This window comes from Wolbachia endosymbiont (group A) of Apoderus coryli, from assembly GCF_947251615.1.
GTDB lineage: Bacteria > Pseudomonadota > Alphaproteobacteria > Rickettsiales > Anaplasmataceae > Wolbachia.
The window spans coordinates 356,129-374,158 of the sequence record NZ_OX366367.1 but is presented as its reverse complement, the minus strand read 5'-3'; the positions used below and the strand labels follow the sequence as shown (position 1 = coordinate 374,158).

General features: G+C 35.3%; 20 protein-coding genes. 4 read left to right on the top strand and 16 right to left on the bottom strand.

The window, feature by feature from the left end:
• Positions 1–344: 344 nt before the first annotated feature.
• The 10 genes from OPR43_RS02055 to OPR43_RS02010 all read right to left on the bottom strand — a co-directional run bounded on the left by OPR43_RS02055 (position 345) and on the right by OPR43_RS02010 (position 8,135).
• Positions 345–1,268 carry a patatin-like phospholipase family protein gene (locus tag OPR43_RS02055; protein ID WP_265035240.1) on the bottom strand — a complete coding sequence of 308 codons (924 nt, stop codon included), beginning with the start codon at positions 1,266–1,268 and terminating at the stop codon, positions 345–347.
• A 20-nt stretch (positions 1,269–1,288) separates the two neighbouring features.
• Positions 1,289–1,516, bottom strand: a complete 228-nt coding sequence (locus OPR43_RS02050; RefSeq protein ID WP_253303110.1) for a hypothetical protein — start codon at positions 1,514–1,516, stop codon at positions 1,289–1,291.
• A gap of 53 nt (positions 1,517–1,569) precedes the next feature.
• Positions 1,570–2,061, bottom strand: a complete 492-nt coding sequence (locus tag OPR43_RS02045) for an ankyrin repeat domain-containing protein (protein WP_253303111.1) — start codon at positions 2,059–2,061, stop codon at positions 1,570–1,572.
• Between the two features lie 37 nt (positions 2,062–2,098).
• Positions 2,099–3,049, bottom strand: coding sequence for a phage late control D family protein (locus tag OPR43_RS02040; protein ID WP_253303112.1), 951 nt, complete (start codon positions 3,047–3,049; stop codon positions 2,099–2,101).
• A 1-nt stretch (position 3,050) separates the two neighbouring features.
• Positions 3,051–3,260 carry a tail protein X gene (locus OPR43_RS02035; RefSeq protein WP_063631168.1) on the bottom strand — a complete coding sequence of 70 codons (210 nt, stop codon included), beginning with the start codon at positions 3,258–3,260 and terminating at the stop codon, positions 3,051–3,053.
• Positions 3,257–3,595 (bottom strand): phage tail protein, encoded by a 339-nt coding sequence (locus tag OPR43_RS02030; RefSeq protein WP_265035237.1) that lies wholly within the window; start codon positions 3,593–3,595, stop codon positions 3,257–3,259. Before OPR43_RS02030 ends, OPR43_RS02035 begins: the two co-directional genes overlap by 4 nt.
• On the bottom strand, positions 3,595–6,033 hold the full coding sequence (locus tag OPR43_RS02025) for a phage tail tape measure protein (RefSeq protein ID WP_265035235.1): 2,439 nt from the start codon (positions 6,031–6,033) through the stop codon (positions 3,595–3,597). Before OPR43_RS02025 ends, OPR43_RS02030 begins: the two co-directional genes overlap by 1 nt.
• A 109-nt stretch (positions 6,034–6,142) precedes the next feature.
• Complete coding sequence (locus OPR43_RS02020) at positions 6,143–6,400, bottom strand: phage tail assembly protein (protein WP_265029710.1); 258 nt, start codon at positions 6,398–6,400, stop codon at positions 6,143–6,145.
• A gap of 46 nt (positions 6,401–6,446) precedes the next feature.
• Entirely contained in the window at positions 6,447–6,953 is a 507-nt protein-coding gene (locus OPR43_RS02015; protein ID WP_265035234.1) for a phage major tail tube protein, read from the bottom strand.
• A gap of 21 nt (positions 6,954–6,974) precedes the next feature.
• Positions 6,975–8,135: a phage tail sheath subtilisin-like domain-containing protein gene (locus OPR43_RS02010; protein WP_265035233.1), complete on the bottom strand. Its 1,161-nt coding sequence runs from the start codon at positions 8,133–8,135 to the stop codon at positions 6,975–6,977.
• A gap of 210 nt (positions 8,136–8,345) precedes the next feature.
• On the opposite strand from OPR43_RS02010, the gene OPR43_RS02005 reads away from it, so the two are divergent.
• The gene (locus OPR43_RS02005) at positions 8,346–9,293 is read left to right on the top strand and encodes an IS110 family RNA-guided transposase (RefSeq protein WP_063631169.1); all 948 of its coding nucleotides are present in this window, start codon (positions 8,346–8,348) and stop codon (positions 9,291–9,293) included.
• A 261-nt stretch (positions 9,294–9,554) separates the two neighbouring features.
• Here the strand turns inward: OPR43_RS02005 and OPR43_RS02000 are convergent, their stop codons facing one another.
• Genes OPR43_RS02000 through OPR43_RS01975 form a run of 6 tightly spaced genes read right to left on the bottom strand, consistent with a single transcriptional unit; the run spans position 9,555 to position 15,602 of the window.
• Positions 9,555–10,118, bottom strand: coding sequence for a coiled-coil domain-containing protein 180 (locus OPR43_RS02000; protein ID WP_265035230.1), 564 nt, complete (start codon positions 10,116–10,118; stop codon positions 9,555–9,557).
• Positions 10,119–10,124: 6 nt separating this feature from the next.
• Entirely contained in the window at positions 10,125–11,600 is a 1,476-nt protein-coding gene (locus tag OPR43_RS01995; protein ID WP_265035229.1) for a hypothetical protein, read from the bottom strand.
• Positions 11,597–11,791 (bottom strand): hypothetical protein, encoded by a 195-nt coding sequence (locus tag OPR43_RS01990; RefSeq protein WP_264954000.1) that lies wholly within the window; start codon positions 11,789–11,791, stop codon positions 11,597–11,599. The genes OPR43_RS01995 and OPR43_RS01990 overlap by 4 nt, the downstream gene beginning before the upstream one ends.
• A 4-nt stretch (positions 11,792–11,795) precedes the next feature.
• The gene (locus OPR43_RS01985) at positions 11,796–12,980 is read right to left on the bottom strand and encodes a hypothetical protein (RefSeq protein WP_265035227.1); all 1,185 of its coding nucleotides are present in this window, start codon (positions 12,978–12,980) and stop codon (positions 11,796–11,798) included.
• A gap of 4 nt (positions 12,981–12,984) precedes the next feature.
• A complete protein-coding gene (locus OPR43_RS01980) occupies positions 12,985–14,916 on the bottom strand; it encodes a DUF4815 domain-containing protein (RefSeq protein WP_265035225.1) in 1,932 nt (643 codons plus the stop codon).
• 2 nt (positions 14,917–14,918) lie between these two features.
• Positions 14,919–15,602 (bottom strand): hypothetical protein, encoded by a 684-nt coding sequence (locus OPR43_RS01975; protein ID WP_265035223.1) that lies wholly within the window; start codon positions 15,600–15,602, stop codon positions 14,919–14,921.
• A 251-nt stretch (positions 15,603–15,853) separates the two neighbouring features.
• Between OPR43_RS01975 and OPR43_RS01970 the strand changes: the two genes are divergently transcribed.
• The 3 genes from OPR43_RS01970 to OPR43_RS01960 are packed head-to-tail and all read left to right on the top strand — an operon-like array spanning position 15,854 to position 18,018.
• Positions 15,854–16,342: a sigma-70 family RNA polymerase sigma factor gene (locus tag OPR43_RS01970; RefSeq protein ID WP_265027974.1), complete on the top strand. Its 489-nt coding sequence runs from the start codon at positions 15,854–15,856 to the stop codon at positions 16,340–16,342.
• A 52-nt stretch (positions 16,343–16,394) separates the two neighbouring features.
• Positions 16,395–17,198, top strand: a complete 804-nt coding sequence (locus tag OPR43_RS01965; protein ID WP_265035221.1) for an ATP-binding protein — start codon at positions 16,395–16,397, stop codon at positions 17,196–17,198.
• A 16-nt stretch (positions 17,199–17,214) separates the two neighbouring features.
• A complete protein-coding gene (locus OPR43_RS01960; protein WP_265035219.1) occupies positions 17,215–18,018 on the top strand; it encodes an AAA family ATPase in 804 nt (267 codons plus the stop codon).
• Positions 18,019–18,030: the final 12 nt, after the last annotated feature.

The window sequence follows — 18,030 nt, the reverse complement described above, 5'->3', positions numbered from 1 at the left end:
GATTAGCAGACATTGACCTTTTAGCTAACAGTATGGCCATAATCTTGAATTTCTGCTGGATTTTCCAGTTCAGCTTCTTTAGATTTTGCTGCTAATGTGCGTTAACTTCTTTAATGTTTTTAAAATTGATGCTGATGGTTAGTACTGGCTAAATTGAACACTGGTGTGGCAACTGTTAGTAAAAATGCTAATCTCTTGCTCCCTATATTGGATTTAATTTTTTTATTTTTCTTTTCAGTTTTTTGAAGCCATTTTTGAAGTAGTATTTTTGGCTTAGCTTCTTAAAACATTTTTTTGGAGAAGAGATATCCATTGCTACAGAATTTTTTTGGCATTTCTACGTATCAAGATATAAGATCATAGAATTTGTCTATCACTTTCTGGTTATCCTCTATCATTTTACTTGCCTCTTGCTGAAGAAACTTGATATTTTTGAGTGTAATATTGTCCATCTCAGTCGATGCTACTTTCAATTGCGATTGTATTCTTATATATTTATCGTCTATTACTTGTTCTAGTTGATAATCAACGCAATCCAATCCAGAGGCAAACATCACATTCAGTAGTGGCTTGACCCACCCTATTTTACCAAATTTCCTTGAGTTAGCATACTTTATACTTCTATCTGTTCTGCCAGTACCTACCGATAGCAGTATAATCTCATCATTTGGAAATAACCTCTTAGCACTTGCATATGCACAAGCCGCTGGATTATTAGCAAACACTCCGCCATCCACTAATACTCTGTCTATCTGGTCAATTTTTAGATGTTTTGGTATGAAATAAGTAGGTGCAGCCGTTGCAGCTCTGAGTGCATCTTTCAGCTTAATATTACCTTCTTTCCAGCTTTTGAAGAAAAATGGGCAGTTATTGTGAATATCGTAACTCGTAATCAACACATTACTTAAAGTGTTTTTAAGGATATCATCGCCAAAATATTTATCCAGTACAAATTCAATATTTTTATGTGGGTATTGTGCGCAATTAAGCCAAGAAAATATTGATCTTCTCAAAAATGAAGATTTAAAAATATATGACCCGTATTTTTGGTAAAGCTCGACTAAATCATTGGCTGAATATTGAGGATTTCCTTGTTTATCTTTTTTACATAATCCTGCTATAACAATTCCACCGGTTGAGGTTCCTGCCATTAAGTGAAAGATTTCAGCTATCGGTTTCCTTGTCCTTTGCTCTATTTCTGCTAGAATAATGGCTGGTATTATTCCTCTAATACCACCTCCATCAACGGACAAAATGTATTTAATCATTGTAAGTTTAGGTAAAGGTATTAAGATTTAATTTTTCCGCTTAAAACCTGCAATTTAAACTCATCTAATTCTTCAGAAAGATTTTTTACCCTCTCCTCAAGTACTAACACTTTTTCCATTAAACCATATTCAATAAGTTTATCGTGAAATTGTACCCTTGAGTCTAGCTTGGATAACCACCATATGAATGCTACTGTTTGTATTAATAACGTGATAATTACTGTAATTGGGATTTTTTGATTTTTCATAATTTGTGTTATTGAAAATTTGTACTGCGTGTTGTGAGAAAATAACTATAATTTTATTGCTCTGACTTATATTGCTTTTCCGCCTGATCAAGCAGGTCTATAATTTCTCTGTAAGGTTTATCTCTATAATAAAATGATCTTTTAAATGCTCTAGCTCTTGGAGTTTGTTCTTTCCAACCTCTAATATAAGGGTTGGCTCCTCTCTTCAACAAAAGTTTTACAACTTCTAATTGACCACCGTCAGCAGCACCAAGTAGTGCTAAGCTAATATTTATATCTACTCCTTCATCTAATAGAAATGTAACAATTTCTAAGCATCCTTTCTCTGAAACATAATATAATGCCTTTTCACTAATACTTGAATCACTTCTACTTTTTTTTACTAATGATTTCACAGTTTCTAAGTCACAGTTCTTAGCTGCTACTTCTAACATTTTCTGATACTCCTCAGCAGCCTTGGGTTTTTGATAGTAATACGTAATAACAACACATACTATGACCACTATAAACCACAATGTAGCTTGTTTCTTGCTCATGTTCGGCATTTTTTTTGCATTAAATCAACAATGTACTTATTTTCTCTTAAACATAATTACTCAAAGAAGCTGATAATGTAGTACGATATCCTGAGCTATTTAAAATATGTTCTGCTCTATCAATTACCCATTCACCATCTATATCCTGATTGAACCCTACAAGATTAAGTTTTGCCTCTGCACATAACTCTGGATTACCTGGTATTGTCATCTCTAGATTCTCATTGTTACGCTGTAGTTGTTTAAATCTGGCATTTGCAGAGCTTAAAGCTGATTCTGCATTTGAGTAAACTGTTTGTATAGCGTAACTTGGTTCACCGCTACCTACTCTTTCCGATATAGTCTCTCCCTTTTCATAGTTATGCCATTTCGCTACTACTGAATTGTATTTATCACGTACAGTAAAATGCACTTTCCAATTAATTGTATCTTGAGGTCTAATAGTTGTCGTTCCTAAAGCTTTTCCCGTTGCTGACTTTGCTGCACCTTTTGGAATAAACAATATATACCCTCCTGCCAGTTTTGCCATGGCTTCGCGCTCTATAGCTATTCTAGTCAACAAACTTATATCGCTCTCTTCAGTTTGGTCAATATGTAGTATTAATATGTCTTTAAATTCCTCAGCAACTTTGTATCCATATCCATGTTTATTTGCTATTTCCTTGACTAAATTACCTAACGTAATCTGGTGCCATTCTCTGGATACTTTTTCCTTTAGCGATATCATCAAATTTGTTGCATGAGCTTTGATTATTAAGGTTTTTGGTGGACTTTGTACTGTAATTTCATTGACTCTATATATACCTATGGGTAGTACCTCTGTTTCTCTATATCCCAAAGCAATCTTTAGCTCTTTTGGAACTTTTATGTTATCATCCCTGTAATCGACACATATTTCAGCTATATCTTCTATAGTCCCTGATTCATCAGTAACATGCATTGACACCAAGCGGTCTTTTGCTAATTCATACCCTTCAATGATAAACTCTGGTTGCATCTTACCCCCAAATCTTCAAGGTTGATTTCTGTAGAGGTTTCTCAATTATAGGCAGCTTAATTTTCAGTCCTGCCGGTAAAAAACTTCCATATTCCGCAAGTCCAGGGTTTTCTTCTAATACTATTTCTACTGCTCCTGAAGTAAATCCATAGTGCTTCCAGCAAATATAGTCTAACATATCATTTTCTTTTGCTAAGTAATATATAGTCATGAATAACGCTTCAAACTTAAACTGAATTCAACTTTTTTTGGCAATCCACAAGAGAAAAATGATGTTTGCTTTTCTTCAAAGCGAGTAATTACAAATTGCCCCAAAACATTTCCCATGCTATCAACTAAAGTGTGAGGTTTTTCTGCCTCTTTTATATTCTTTAATTGATCTAATCCATTATGAAGATAAATTACTCCTTCTAAATCTATATTTTCTGCTCCCTGGCCAATATTCTGTAGTAATTGCTTACCAATACACTCAACCACACTCCAACGCTTCTCTTTGCTATATTTCAAACTTATCGGAGTAAATTTATATGGACCAAGGGATAGCATCAGTAAATGGGATCTACCGTATCGAACATAACATCACGTGATTTTTCTCTTATTCTTTTTATTACTTCATCTGCAAGATTACGAATATCTTGATTTGGCTCTGCTTTAATGCTGATAGTGTAATTATTAGTGATGTTCTGAGTTTGATTCATAGTTTTCTGTTCTTTGTTTTCAAATTTACTCGTTGCAAAATCTGCAAATATCCTATCATTTTCTGTGGATTTTTTTTCCTCAATAAGGCTTTTGATTCTGAAGCTATTCTGATTTCTATTGGAAAATTTTTTAATTATACTGTTATCTAGCAAAGGATTTCCACTGTTGAGAATATTACTCTTTAAGGGAGTATGGACTGCTTTTACTTCAGTAACAATACTTTTCCTTTTTTCAAACTCTTTCAGTGGACTATTCTCAGAGATTTTTCCAAATACACTGCTAATAGTATTTCCTGTCCATGAAAAAGCTTCTTCTATGGGTTTTATTATCGATTTTATATACTGCCAAAAGTTAGAGAAAAAGTCTTTTACCTTTTGCCAGTTAGTTATAACAAGAGCTGCACCAGTAACAAGACCTGCTATCAAAAATCCAATCGGGTTACTCATTACAGCAAGTGTTATTGCTCTTAGTCCTGTGATTACTGCTGGTAGAGCTGATGACAGTAGAGGAAAAGCTTTCATTGCTAAGCTCAGAGTTGCAGCTTTTAAAAAACTTAGTCCAGTAATTACTGCTGGAATAGCATACGTTGATAATGATATTAATGCTGGCTTCAGTATTCCATGCAAAAAAACCGAGAAAGCAAGCATTCCACCTCTAACTAAATTCCATGCATAACCACCGCTTACTACTAGAACTTTAAGACCTATTAGTGCTGCTATGGTACTCATTATTCCTGTAGTAATAACTGGAAATTTTTCTGCAAATCGAGCTATGGGGTTAGTTATCTCTCTTAAAAGACTACTTACCGATTTTAAAGGAGGTAGCATTACTGAGCCCAAATTCATTCCTACTTCTGCTATTGCATTTCTCAGTAATCGTAAATTATTTGCTGTGGTTGCTGCACGATTGTTAAATTCTTTTTGCATGGATTTTTCAAATTCTTTTTCGTCAGCTACATGAGTTATAGCCTCTTTAAAATTTTTTAGGCTTCCAACTAGTAACGCAACGTCATCCTGATATTCTTGACCAAAGAGGTTGAGAAGAATTTGAGAACGTTCCTGTTTATCTACTTTCTCCAGAGTTTCAAAAAAATAAAGTAGTGCGCCTTGACTATTTTCACCAATCCTTTGTACCATTTCTTCTGCAGCTATTCCCATGCCTTCTAATGCTGTTTTGAACTCTTTGCTCTGTCCCTCAGCAGTCTGGAGTTTACTAAGTAGAGCGTTTATTGCAGTTGCTGCTTTTGCTGGTTGTTTACCTAAGCTAATAAAGGCATTTACTAAACTACTTGTTTCCTTAATACCAAAGCCAAACTGGTTTGCAGTACCACCAACTATTGCTAGAGCTTCAACCATATCTTTTGCTTTAGCAGCAGTCTTGTCTGATAAGTGATTTATAATGTCACCCACCCACTCCATCCTGTCTACATCTATTCCATAGATATTGGCAAGTTTAGCTATGGAATCACCTGCCTGCTCTGCAGACATATCAAATGCTGTGGACATTTTAGCCACTGTTGTCGTAAACTTAATCAGATCATCTTTTTTTACACCAAGTTGTCCACCACTTGCAGCAATTTGAGCTAACCCTGCAGCCGACAGTGGTATCGTACGGGATAGTTCCTTTAATGTCTGACCAAATTCTGCGGCTCCTTGATTGTGAGCTGCCTCATCCTCAGCAAATTGCACTACTTTCTTAACATCAGCCATAGCACTTTCAAAATCAATTGCAACTTTAATTGGTGCTGCAAACGAAAGACCTAGTCCAATAGTCTCTATAATTTGTGACTTAAAATGTGATTTGCTTGCTAAAAAACTTTGGTGACTACGTATTGCAGATCCAAGCTTACCATACTTACCTTTTAGTACTTCAATAGATGAACCAAGTTTATATTGATCACTTACTAATGACTTAATATTCCTTCCACTTTTTCTGATTTCTTCATTTAGTGAGTACAAAGTATCTCTCTTTTTCAAGTAAGCTTCTTTTGCTTTTATTGCGGAGGTTTTGGCCTTGTCAAATTCTGCTTTTAAGGTTTTGCTCGGTTTCTCTATTGCCTTCATTTGTTTAGCTAAAGATTTTACTTGATCTTCAAAGCCTTTCCATGACCTCTTGCTAGTCAAAACATCATGACCTAACTGCTTAAACTTTGATACTGATTTTAAAGATGAGTCAAGCTTTCTTATATTCTCACCAAGATGAGTAAGTTGACTGCTACTTCCTTTTATTACAGCACTGAAACTGCCATCTAGGACTGCTCCAATTTTTATAGATAACGTTGACATTGTACCTTCCTCGCTGCTTCATGCCATAGGATAAATTCATTCATTTCCATTTCAAGTATTTGTTCAACCCCGCCTCCTACAACAGAACTGAACATTAATACTTCTAACCTCAAGTTTTTTGGATAATCGGTGAAAAAAAATCCTTTAATACCTCTTGTACTTTTACATAATCAGCAATATCTAACTCTTCAATTGCTTCTTTTGCAACTGATGTTAGATTGGCAGTCAAAGTTACTTCCTTACTCAGATCACTACCATTAATTCTCTCAATAGCTAGATAATCTCTAACTTTTGGACGTCTAATGGTAAGCTCTGATACAGAAATACCATCAACTGGTATTGGATTATCAAGTTTTACTGTTGTCATACTTTCTCCTAAAAAATAAAATTCTAAAATCTTTTTAAAACTAAACCTAAACACCTAAAACCGTTTGCAGCAAGGCCATCTGATCAACACCATTTATCTTTCTAATCATATTTTCAGCATCGATTTCTATTAATTCATTACCACCTATCGTAAGTTTGTAGTAATGAGCAGCTACAGTACACTTCAGCGTTGCTTTTTCAGCAGGTTTCCAGCTACCAAAATCAAATTCTTTGAATATTCCCCTTAAATTGATTATTACTGCTTCAATATCATTACTTCCACTTCCTTGCATTCCACCACGAAGTGTCAAAGCTACTGAATTTCCATTTATCAACCCAAATAGCCGAAAGAGCTCTGTATCGTATTCAGAAAAAGTGAAATCTGCTTCAAGCTTTTCCATGCCCATGTCAATATTTATTGGAATATCCATACCACCAGCACGGTACTCTTCTGTTTTTATGGTAAGCTTTGGTAGCGTTATCTCATCAATTTTTCCTGCATAACCCCGACCATCTACGAATACGTTAAAATTCTTTAAAATCTTCGGTAACATTTTTTCCTCTTTCTCCCCTTTTTATAATATTGTACCACTCACAAGATGTGACCTGAAAGTAATCTGTTCTGCTGGATATGGTGGTGTAAACTCAAAGTCAAAATACACTTTTCCATTTGCAATATTTGCTGGTGTGTTTAATTCTGGAGTTGCATAACATTTTCCGCTGATAATTGCTCCTTGCGCTTTTAAATTGGCCAAATAAGAATTCACCCCCTCAATCACATCATCTATGTAAGTTTTGGTGATATTGCGATCAACTGCCCATAAATGAGCTCGAAGTAGACTATCGTTGATTAAATCTGCAGTCCTTCTCACTGACAGAAAAGCCCATTTTGAGTCATTTGAACATGTTCTATTTCCCCAAAGCCTATAGCCATTTTGATGAATTATCGTTGTTACTTCATTTTCATTTAAATGGTTTGCTCTACAATTTGTATTACCGAGCGTAAAATCAATAGGCCTGCTTGTTCCAACAATACCGTTTATTTCTTTATTTGAAGGTGAGTGCCAGAAGCCTTGTTCGCTGTCTATTTTGGCTATTAAACCTGCTACAAATGGGCTTGCCGGTTTTTCTTCCCCTTCAAATACCTTCACCCATGGATCAACTACGTAAACTCTTGAGCTGCCTACACTTTTTCTCCATTTTATTGCTTCTTCATCATTGGTATTTGGTCCATCTGCTACTATTATAGCTCTTAATTTTTCTGCTATAGGAATTAATGCTGCAACCACTGGATTTTTGCCATCTTCTGGTAGTTGGTGAGTAAACTGAGGTGCAATTAATATTCTTGGAGCAATATGAACTATGCTTTCACTACTGAGGAATGCCTCTATCCCTTGATATTCTCCAGTCTCTTTATCAACTCCGCCAATTATACTTTGAATAGTTTCACTTTCTTTGAGCTTTGAATCACTTTCTTTAACTCGAATAACTACTACTGTTGCACCAATCTGGGAAAATATTCCATTTACTACAGAAGGTAGTGTTCCACTCTTTCCAAGCTTTGCTGCTTCCTTTAAGCTTCCTGAAATTAACACTGGTTTATTTAGCGGAAATTTTTTCTCATCAGCTTCAGGTGCAGTACCAATTACACCTATCACTGATGATTTAGCTGTACGTACTGTCTTTGCTCCTGAGGTTACCTCAATAACATTTACTCCGTGTTGTAAGTTAAACATATGATATAAATAAATAAGAGAGAAAGATAACCCTACTCACTATAGGAATAGGGCTATTATGGGCATGTGCTACCGTCTCCGTGTTGGTGTTTTACAACCGTTTTTATCAAGGTACACCAGCCCTATCTCTCGATACGTTTGAATAGTTGCATGGGACATATGTATGCACCCGTTTACAACCTTAAATTAATTAAACTATCGGAGATTATTATGGTTACATCTTATCAAAATTTTATTGGCATTGATATCGGAAAATTTAAAAATGTTGCTGCAGTGCACAACCAAAAGAACACTATCAAGTTTGATAATAATTCTGCTGGTTGGCAACAATTGTTTCAAGAATTTTCAAATATTCTACCTAATGCTTTTGTAACTTTGGAAAATACAGGAAAATATGAGCTTGGCTTAGCACATTTTCTTGTTGGTAAGAATGTTGCTATACATCGAGCTAATACTCGTAAAGTAAAAAGTTTTACCTTATCTCATGGAACTTTAGCAAAGTCTGATCAATCAGATGCAAGAACCCTTGCCCAATATGGATTTGAACGCTATAGTACTCTATCTCTATTTGTGCCTATGTCAAAGGAGCAAACAACCTTAGTCGCACTTTGCCAACGTCGTGATGACATTACGCGAATGAGAGTTCAAGAGAAATGTAGATTAGCAGCACCTGAAAATGACTATATAAAAGAAAGTTGCCAAAAGGCTATTGACTTTTTTAACAGTCAGATAGATGAACTCAACGATTCTATACAAAAAATTATTGATGGAAATCCAGAGTTACAAAAGCGCCAAAAAATCATAAGAACAGTACCAGGAATAGGTATAAAATTATCTCAAGACTTTGTGTGTCTGATGCCAGAGCTTGGCCATTTAAACAAAAAAGAGGTTGCAAGTCTCGCTGGAGTTGCACCGCATCCAAAAGAAAGTGGAAAAACTATTGGCTACAGAAGAATAACGGGTGGTAGAAGTAATGTCCGTAGAAAGCTTTTTACGGCTGCAATGGCTGCTGCAAAGTCCAAATCTGCACTTGGTGCCTTTTATTCTAAGCTTGTTGAAAGTGGCAAGAAGAAGATGGTAGCTATAACAGCTCTAATGCGTAAAATTATAGTTATTGCCAATGCCAGGCTTAAAGAAGCAATTAATTTGCATATTTAAAATTTACACAGCAGTAACTGAAATGGGTCAATGAATATTGTGAATAAGTACGCTCACACAGACTTAAAGTACTTATTCACAATATTCATTGAGGCAGTAGCTGTTTGACATAAAATTCTATTTCTACGACAAACGGGTTTTTATTGCCCACATGATTGAACAAAGTTATAGAATTACACAAATAAAAAATTTTAAAAAAAACATAGTTGATAAAAATTCTTCTGTCATTTTTTTCCTTGCACGCTGATTTTTGAAAAGAATTTAAGTTTCTAGGTTTTGCATTTTTTGTTTACAATCATCTAGCAAAGTTTGCAGTTCTTCTTCACTTTTAGCTTCTTCAATTTTCCTCTTTGCCATGTCTTCCAACTCCTCGCATTTCACTATCGCTTTTACTGCTTTTTTCACTTTTTCCTCGATTATCCTTGCCATTTCGATAATTGTAATACCACGAACTTTTGCTAAAGGCTCTATAATTTCTTTATCCTTTTCATTCATAGATTCTGGTACTGCTAAAATATTCTCTGCGGCTTTCGCTTGTATCGCATACGATTTAGACTTCTGGTGAGAATGCCCTGCATATTGGTTAATATGGCTATCATAATAAAAACGCATACTATCAAATGTACAAAGCTTCGCATTATCCAGTAACTCCTTTTGTATATCTTCTTTAGTACGCTGAGCAATTTCTCCTCCTTCTGTTAAACAATAACTTTTTTGCCAATCAAAATCTTTTGGCGCTTCATACCAATTTTTACCTTTTGGCTTGCTTTCAAGTATTGTTGTTTCTACTTGTTTATCATTTTCAAATCTAATGTAGATAGACATTGTTTGTTACCTCCAAATCTCATGCGTGTTAGATAATCCTGGACATTGCCAAGCCCTTAGCGTTCTCTCTACATCTATCTCAAGCCCCGTGGTTAGAAAATTGCTACGTATGTTATATATTCCCCACTGAATAAATTGACCATAGTTGTATACATAATTTGATGCAAGCATACCTTGACTGACTTGTGTTCTGGAACATAGGTAAGATGATGTGTAAAGTAATGTTGCAACTGTTTTTCCTGCTGGAATTTCCACATTACCAGATCCAGCTAACTTGCTATCAGAACTCGTGTATTGGTAAACATTTTTCCATATTATTCTTGAAATACTTGATTTATTAGAATTGGTATTATCTGGTGTTCCCACAAATAGTCCTGCACCCCCATACTCCGTACTAGAATATGATGATCCAACAAATTCTATTGTTTTATTTATGTTCACATTCGTTGTATTTTTTATAAATACTACTCCAAGTGCAGCATATGGGTAATAGTATATCTCATCATAACTACCCGAAAAACTTTTTGTGCATAACTCTCCGTAAATAAATGTTCCTTTACTTCCCTCTATAAAACTTAGTTGTCTTGGCCGATAAAAACTAACGTAATCTGTATTGTACGTATGGCTACCTGCTAGTAGTTGTAACATATAGTCAGTTTTTGTTATATCACTACTCCACTTTCCAAGCTCTGTCGTAAAAGTTCCGTGGCCAAAATAATTATTTTTTCTGCCAAGTACACCAAATAAGAAAGGTAATGACCCTGGTTCAACCATGTTGCGCTTTCTTATTTCATTTATAAGAGACACTTTTAACTGTTCATCCCGAGTTTTTACCTCATTTATCAGGGATGTTTTTAATTGGTTATCACGAGTTTCTATTTCCCCAATAATTGATGAGCCAGATGGTACATTATTAACAGCACGAAAATCTTCTACTAAACCTTTAAGACCATCTTTATGACTATTACTAATGCTATTTATTGCTGCAATATTGGCATTCTTTCTCGTATCAAGTAGTGATATATGCGAATCTGATGATGCTTTTAAAGTATTTAAGGAATTATCCCTAAGCTTGTTGATTTCATTAACAGACTCTGTTTTTACTGCAGTTATTGCTGATATTGAGTTTGTTTTATTGCTGTTTATATCATTTAGGTGTTTTTTTGCACTATCAAGAAGTTCTTTTAGCTTACCATCAGTCATCTGTACAATTTCAGAAACCGCACTTTTGTCGACTATTGATTCCAATGCCTTAGCAAGATATGCAAGCTGATCTGGTGTACTGTTTTCTGCTAAATCCTTAAGCCTCTTTTGTAGTACATCAATTATCTCTTTTACCTCAGTCATCTGCACAATGTCAGCAATAGCTTTTTTATCTGCTATCAATTCCAGGGATTTTGCAAGATATGCCAGTTGATCAGGTGTGCTGTTTGCTGCTAAATCCTTTATCCTTTGATGTAACGCTTCTATTGCTTCTTTCATTCCCAAAAATTCAAAAAAGTTTCAAATCTAAATCGTTTAAAATTATTTTTTAGTTGATTATGCTCATCTTCTCTTTCGGTAATATCTTCATCTATTTTTTCTATAGCTCTTCGAATACGTACTACATCTTCCACTGCAATGTTTTCTGGATGTGGTAGTGTATATCCTCGTTTGCTTTGGTCATTTGGCATTGATTTAAGTAATAATAACTCGCAAATTTTTCACTTTTGGACGATAAACAACCGTTCCACTTAAAACTAATTTTATCCTTGTCTCATTGCCATTAAAGTTTGTCAGCACATGAGTTCTCTCTACCCAATTTTCTCCAATTGGTTTTCCTGATGTTAAATTTACTAATTGCCAATCCACATTTTTTTGCACATATGCTTTAACATCTGCAGTGCCAGGTATCAGCGCATCATATGTTATGGTAATCTTAGTGTTAGCTCCTGCTGTAATGCTTCTTGTAACATAATCTCCAGACTCTGAAAGATTACCCATAACTAACTGTAACCCAGGATAAAGAACTGGACTTTTTTCTCGCCCTCCTTTTAGGCTTGCTTTTACCGTTAATTCCCCATTTATTCTTTCACGCAGTGCGAGCGGCAAATTATCAGACAAAAAGTTTTCTTTTCCTTCTTCATCTGTTAAGATAAATTCTACATTGGTATCAAATGCTACTTTTTCGACGTTCGTCAAAACAATTAAATCTGATACGTTATTTGCAGTAACTTTGCCCAGATCAATAACGTGAGAACTTTCGCTAAATTTTGCTGCTAATAGCCGAAACGTTAAATCTAAATTCTGATGCGGTGTCCAGGTACTTGCATTGCTCGATGATAATAATACTCCTACTTGATATGGCTGACTTGTTACCCAACGACTATTTACTGCATCATATTTGCCAAGTTCTGCTATTTTTACTGCAGTACCAGGATCATCAGTAAGCAGTACTATTGCATACTCCTCTCCTGCATGGCAAAACACTGGCGACCATTCTATACGTGTTGCTGTGCCATCTACTTTTATATCTTTCGGCTCAATATAGCTTTCAGCAATAACAGTCTGCGATGGCATTCCCACTGCTGTTTCTCTAATCTGCACAACAACACGTTTTTTGCCTTTATTTATAAACCATAACTCTAGACCTCCTATGTGCCTACTCTCATTTAAAGTAAATGTTTGCGCTAAAGGATCAATTCTTCTTGCTGCGATAACTCTTCTTCTCTCTTCTATGGTAATAGTTTTTTTACCAGTGTACGTTGCTTCTCCATAGCTTCCTTTATCACCATAAAACTGTACTAATTTAGTACCTGCTGGAATATTTGCTGGGATTTTTATTTTTCCACTTATTTGTCCTTGATTGTTAACTATTAACATATTTTTATGCTATAGGTTGAATAATTATTCCGTCAAATTTTATCTCTTTAAGCTTCTCACTTGGCTCAAAACCTTCAATTTCAAAATTCTGTACTGCTTCTCTCATAAATTCAGTTTCGTATGAAGTACTTGACAGCAGCTCTGTCGTTTCTTTAACATTAAATACTCTTGTTACTGGACTTTTCCAATTCGTGGTAACCTCTGTCCAGTGGTCAATGTTTTTATTTAGAGTAATTTGTGCCGGGACTGGATCAAAAGCTTGATACGGATTAATCTTTTCTCCTTTAGTCTGTAAAAGCTGCTCCAGTACCGGTTCAAGTTTATAAGGCAAAAGATATCTTTCCCCACCTTTTTCAATATCTGCAACTTCTACATCTATTGGCAGAACTAGCTCTCTATTTACTATTGCTGCAGACTGCGAAATTCCTTGATCACGCATATCATCGTCAAAAAACGAATCAACAAATACTCCTTTTTTGGTAGTAGGTTCTCTTGAATTTGCATCACTGCGTAAACGTTCCTGTGCAACAAGAGCATAAAGATCATTTATTCCTTTTTTCATTGCTTCAAGCTCATTCATCGGTACAGCATGAATAGCATTATTCACTATTTTTACCCCTTCGCCTTTTTTCCACGTCTGATGAATGTAGCAGAGCAAAAGTTGTCCACTAGGCGCTCTAGGCATTGATGGTCGCCAAGGGTGAGAAATTCCTTTTATTCTTCTTACCACTCCTTTGCTATCGATAGTAATTAAATCAAAGCGGGGCATTTTCCAGGTGTAATCAATCAAAACCAGACTGTTATCAACTGCTCCTTTTATTTTACACCCCTCTTCACTTATATCTTCAGGACTTACATGAGTGCGACAGCGATAGGTTATTTGATAACTACTTCCAGGAGCTGGTTCTTTACCTGGTAATGACCAATCAACGTTTCCTGCGTTTAATTTGTAATCTATACTATTTTCATAAATAACATTGCCTTGTTTAACTTGAATAATCTCAAGTACTGCAGAGTCAGGTATCGGATCAATAGCTCCAGAGTATGAACCATGAGTAACAGTAATGGTTTTTTGAACAGTTATATCTACTTTTTTAATTTCACTTATTGGAAAATCATTAACCTTCAGTTCCATTACTCTGTGGCTATTTGGCTGAAAAGTATGTGGTTCTGATTCAACTGATTTTATATCCGGATCTTCATCAAAAGAAACACGAATACTGTGAGGAAGTTCAATCTCATAGCCATCAACATGAGCTTTGCCCTCATTAATCACAAATATTTTTTTTCCTCCTTCTCCCTCTTCCTTTTGCAGGAACATTACTTCAAGACCATTTACGACGTAGGAACCATTGGCTTCTTTGTCATAACGAGCAAGCGCAGTAGTTACTATATTTGCTTGTGGTGGCGGTGAATGTTCTATTAATACTCCATTTTCAATGTTATAAATTGGATAAAATTCTCCATTTACAGAAAAAGGGGAAGAAACACCTTCAGATTGATAACCCCAAATGGTAGAAACTTTAAGTCTTGCTGCTCCTACTTCCTGATAATTTCTTGTACCAATTGCAGGATCACGAAGATTTTCATCCTCAAGCTCTGTAATAGTAGATTCTAGATAATAAACACCTATACGAACTGTGGTACTCAGTGGAATAATAAATTCTTCTTTTTCGACTTTTCTAACTGCTCCACGAAGATAGATTTTTCCTCCCTCAAGTGTAACTTTACCAGTTTCTCTATCTATAATACAATTACTGCCTGTTATAACATCACCATCACGAAATATTGCATCACCTATGCCTTTAAGCTTAGAGAGAGCATATTCTTGGGTTTCGTTTAATTCTGCAGATTGTAGACCTCTTCCTGCCAGGAACAAACTTTTTTCGTACTCTTTGTCAGGATTAAAACGGTTATAATAGCTACTCAGTGTCATAGTTAAAAAGTCACTACAAATGAAAAAGTTTCCCGAGTTGCAGATGTTCTGATAAGTGGTACGGTGTGTTCTAAAACTAACAAAATTCCAGGATTTTCCACGTCTTTTGGTTCAAAATATCTCTGTCCTATAGGTAATCCTTCTTTTATTTTAGCACCAACCATAACCCCGAGCTCCCTTATCACTTGATTTGCTGCGTCCGTGAAATCGAAAGTAAATTTAAGGTACAAGTTATTAGTTGGTACATTTGAGGGCCTAAACCTTCCAGAAGGAGTTATAAGTTCACCGTTTTCATCACCTTTGCAGAAGAGAACTTCATCTGCAGTACGTCTGCCAAGTTCATTCAAGAGCTTTATAGAATTTATAGGTTCAGGTGGTGTGCTTTCACTATACTCTACAGTAACTTTATCACTTACTGGAATAGAGCTATTTTCCGTACGTTTTATTACACCAGTACTGCTATCAACTGTATAGTCTATACTTGGCTGATAAATTATTTGTCCTGTAAAAACCCTTACATCTTTAATAGTGTGGTGATCTAGAGCTATTTCACCCTCAACAAAAACTTTTTCGACCTGATGGCTACTTTCCCAATTGGCATCACCACTACCCCAAGCAAGATGTATAACTTGCTCTTTTATGCTGGCTGCTATTGCTGCTCTTCCTGACTGTGTAAGAATTGACACCTGTGATGAGTTTGAAAGGCTTATATAATATATATTCAGGATTTGGAAAATTTTTGTCCAAAAAAAATGAATTTTTGCCTAATTTTTTGTTGCAGTATTATTTAAAAATCGAACTGTATTATTCTCGAAAAAAAACAATAGAATATCAATAGGTTAAAAATTGCATCTGTATTATTTATTTTTGCTCCTGTCCTATAAAGTGCACCTATAAGTTCTCATCCTTAAAGCATTAATTGTTTTAGGGAAAAGTTATGAAACTAAAAACTGCCATAGTTGTTCAAAATATACGGTATCAAGCTAAGAGATTAAAACTTTTTGAATGCTTTGCTCATGAAACTCATGAAGATCTTGAGCAAGAACTTTTCTGTGAAATTTGGACTTATCTTGATAGATATGATGAAAGTAAAGGTAGCTTTAACACTTTTGTAGCAAGATTAACTGAACGTCGTGCCAATAACTTATTGGAGAAACAACTATGTATGAAGCGCAATATTAATAACTATGTCAATATTGAGAAAACAGAAGCTTTTGAAGATGAAGTAGCGAAACGTACTGATGTAGATTACATGATTTCAACGCTACCAAGAAAGATGCAAAAGATATGCGAACAACTCAAGTACTTTAACTTATATGAAGTTGCTAAGATGAACAACATATCAAGAACTACTTTAAATACTATGATAAGAAAAATACGTATAAAACTCTCTTCCATCTACTACAAGGGAAAAAAGAAAAATTGAACATAAATTCTACCTTTCCTGAATATATAACATATACCATTGAGGTGAATAAATGACTTTTAAAATTTTAAACAATAATGAAAGATTGAAAACAACTACAGGAATAAAAGTAGTAATTTTTGGTCCTTACGGTATTGGTAAAACCAGCCTCTTAAAGACTATAAGTGAACCAACACTATGTCTTGACTTTGAAGCAGGTCTGCTTGCTGTTCAAGATTGGCAGGGAGATTCAATTAGTGTTCGTACTTGGAATCAAGCTCGGGATATTGCCTGCCTAATTGGTGGTCCGAACCCTGCACTAAAATCTGATCAAGCGTATAGCCAAAGACACTATGAGCACGTATCAAGTAAATACAATGAAGAGTTTTCTAAATATCGATGTATTTTTATTGATAGCATCACTGTAGCATCACGTCTTTGTCTCTTATGGGCAAAAATGCAACCGGAAGCTTTTTCTGAGAGAAGTGGAAAGCAAGACATGAGAGCTGCTTACGGAATACTTGCGCAAGAGATGATGGCATGGCTCAATCAATTTCAACACATCGGAGATAAAGACATCATCATAGTTGGCACACTAGGTCAATATCTCGATGACTGTAATCGTTCAACATGGCTACCTCAATGTGAAGGGGCTAAAACTGCTAGTGAAATTCCAGGTATTGTTGATGAAGTAATTAGTATGGTTGGAATCAAGAAAGATGATGGTACAGAGAAACGTTTATTTGTCTGTCAAACTATTAACTCTTGGGGATATCCAGCTAAAGATCGCAGTGGTTGCCTTAACATGGTTGAAGAGCCGCATCTGGGTAAATTACTTGCGAAAATTAAAGCCAAAACCTTGGCTTCTGTTGCCTAATTTTAAAAGGAGTAATATGGAACAAAGCTTTTTCAATATCGGTCAAAAAATCCCTTTTTACAGCGTAAAGGAGTATTTAAGTGATCAAACGCCAATACCAGAGGATATAATCTCACCAAGAATTTTAACAAAAAGAGGTCTATTGGTACTGGGTGGCCCACCTAAAATCGGCAAAAGTGACTTTTTGATCTCTTGGCTTGTCCACATGGCTGGAGGTATTTCTTTTCTTGGTATGACGCCAAGTAGACCTTTGAAGATCTTATACATGCAAACTGAAATTGAATATGAATATATGAAAGAACGTTTGCAACAACTTGATCAAGAACTTTTAAATGTAGCTGCTGAAAACTTAATCATTACACCAAAAGTTCAACTATCATTTAACAGTGAAGAAATAAGTGAAATAAAAAATTCTTTAAACGAAAAAGGCTTTAAACCTGAAGTTTTAGCTATTGATCCTCTTCGTAACATCTTTAGTAGTGAATATGGCAATGAAAATGATAATAGCGCTATGCTATTTTTCTTGCAAAAAACACTTGAAAGACTGAGAAATGTTATCAATCCAGATTCAGGCATAATACTCACTCACCATACAAAAAAACTCTCTAAAAAAATGCTAGAAGAAGATCCATTTCAAGGCTTAAGCGGTGCTGGTTCTTTGAGGGGATTTTATAGTACTGGTATGGTGATGTTTGCTCATGATGAGGAAAGCACTGTCCGTCAAATAGTATTTGAGCTTCGTAATGGTGAACGTGTAGCAAATAAGCTTGTTGATAAGATAGATGGTCGTTGGAAGCTTGCAGACCAATGGAGTAACTGATTTTTACTTAAT

Coding starts and splice junctions, on each gene's coding strand:
- OPR43_RS02055 (WP_265035240.1), bottom strand. CDS start 1,268: ATGATTAAATACATTTTGTCCGTTGATGGAGGTGGTATTAGAGGAATA.
- OPR43_RS02050 (WP_253303110.1), bottom strand. CDS start 1,516: ATGAAAAATCAAAAAATCCCAATTACAGTAATTATCACGTTATTAATA.
- OPR43_RS02045 (WP_253303111.1), bottom strand. CDS start 2,061: ATGCCGAACATGAGCAAGAAACAAGCTACATTGTGGTTTATAGTGGTC.
- OPR43_RS02040 (WP_253303112.1), bottom strand. CDS start 3,049: ATGCAACCAGAGTTTATCATTGAAGGGTATGAATTAGCAAAAGACCGC.
- OPR43_RS02035 (WP_063631168.1), bottom strand. CDS start 3,260: ATGACTATATATTACTTAGCAAAAGAAAATGATATGTTAGACTATATT.
- OPR43_RS02030 (WP_265035237.1), bottom strand. CDS start 3,595: ATGCTATCCCTTGGTCCATATAAATTTACTCCGATAAGTTTGAAATAT.
- OPR43_RS02025 (WP_265035235.1), bottom strand. CDS start 6,033: ATGTCAACGTTATCTATAAAAATTGGAGCAGTCCTAGATGGCAGTTTC.
- OPR43_RS02020 (WP_265029710.1), bottom strand. CDS start 6,400: ATGACAACAGTAAAACTTGATAATCCAATACCAGTTGATGGTATTTCT.
- OPR43_RS02015 (WP_265035234.1), bottom strand. CDS start 6,953: ATGTTACCGAAGATTTTAAAGAATTTTAACGTATTCGTAGATGGTCGG.
- OPR43_RS02010 (WP_265035233.1), bottom strand. CDS start 8,135: ATGTTTAACTTACAACACGGAGTAAATGTTATTGAGGTAACCTCAGGA.
- OPR43_RS02005 (WP_063631169.1), top strand. CDS start 8,346: ATGGTTACATCTTATCAAAATTTTATTGGCATTGATATCGGAAAATTT.
- OPR43_RS02000 (WP_265035230.1), bottom strand. CDS start 10,118: ATGTCTATCTACATTAGATTTGAAAATGATAAACAAGTAGAAACAACA.
- OPR43_RS01995 (WP_265035229.1), bottom strand. CDS start 11,600: ATGAAAGAAGCAATAGAAGCGTTACATCAAAGGATAAAGGATTTAGCA.
- OPR43_RS01990 (WP_264954000.1), bottom strand. CDS start 11,791: ATGCCAAATGACCAAAGCAAACGAGGATATACACTACCACATCCAGAA.
- OPR43_RS01985 (WP_265035227.1), bottom strand. CDS start 12,980: ATGTTAATAGTTAACAATCAAGGACAAATAAGTGGAAAAATAAAAATC.
- OPR43_RS01980 (WP_265035225.1), bottom strand. CDS start 14,916: ATGACACTGAGTAGCTATTATAACCGTTTTAATCCTGACAAAGAGTAC.
- OPR43_RS01970 (WP_265027974.1), top strand. CDS start 15,854: ATGAAACTAAAAACTGCCATAGTTGTTCAAAATATACGGTATCAAGCT.
- OPR43_RS01965 (WP_265035221.1), top strand. CDS start 16,395: ATGACTTTTAAAATTTTAAACAATAATGAAAGATTGAAAACAACTACA.
- OPR43_RS01960 (WP_265035219.1), top strand. CDS start 17,215: ATGGAACAAAGCTTTTTCAATATCGGTCAAAAAATCCCTTTTTACAGC.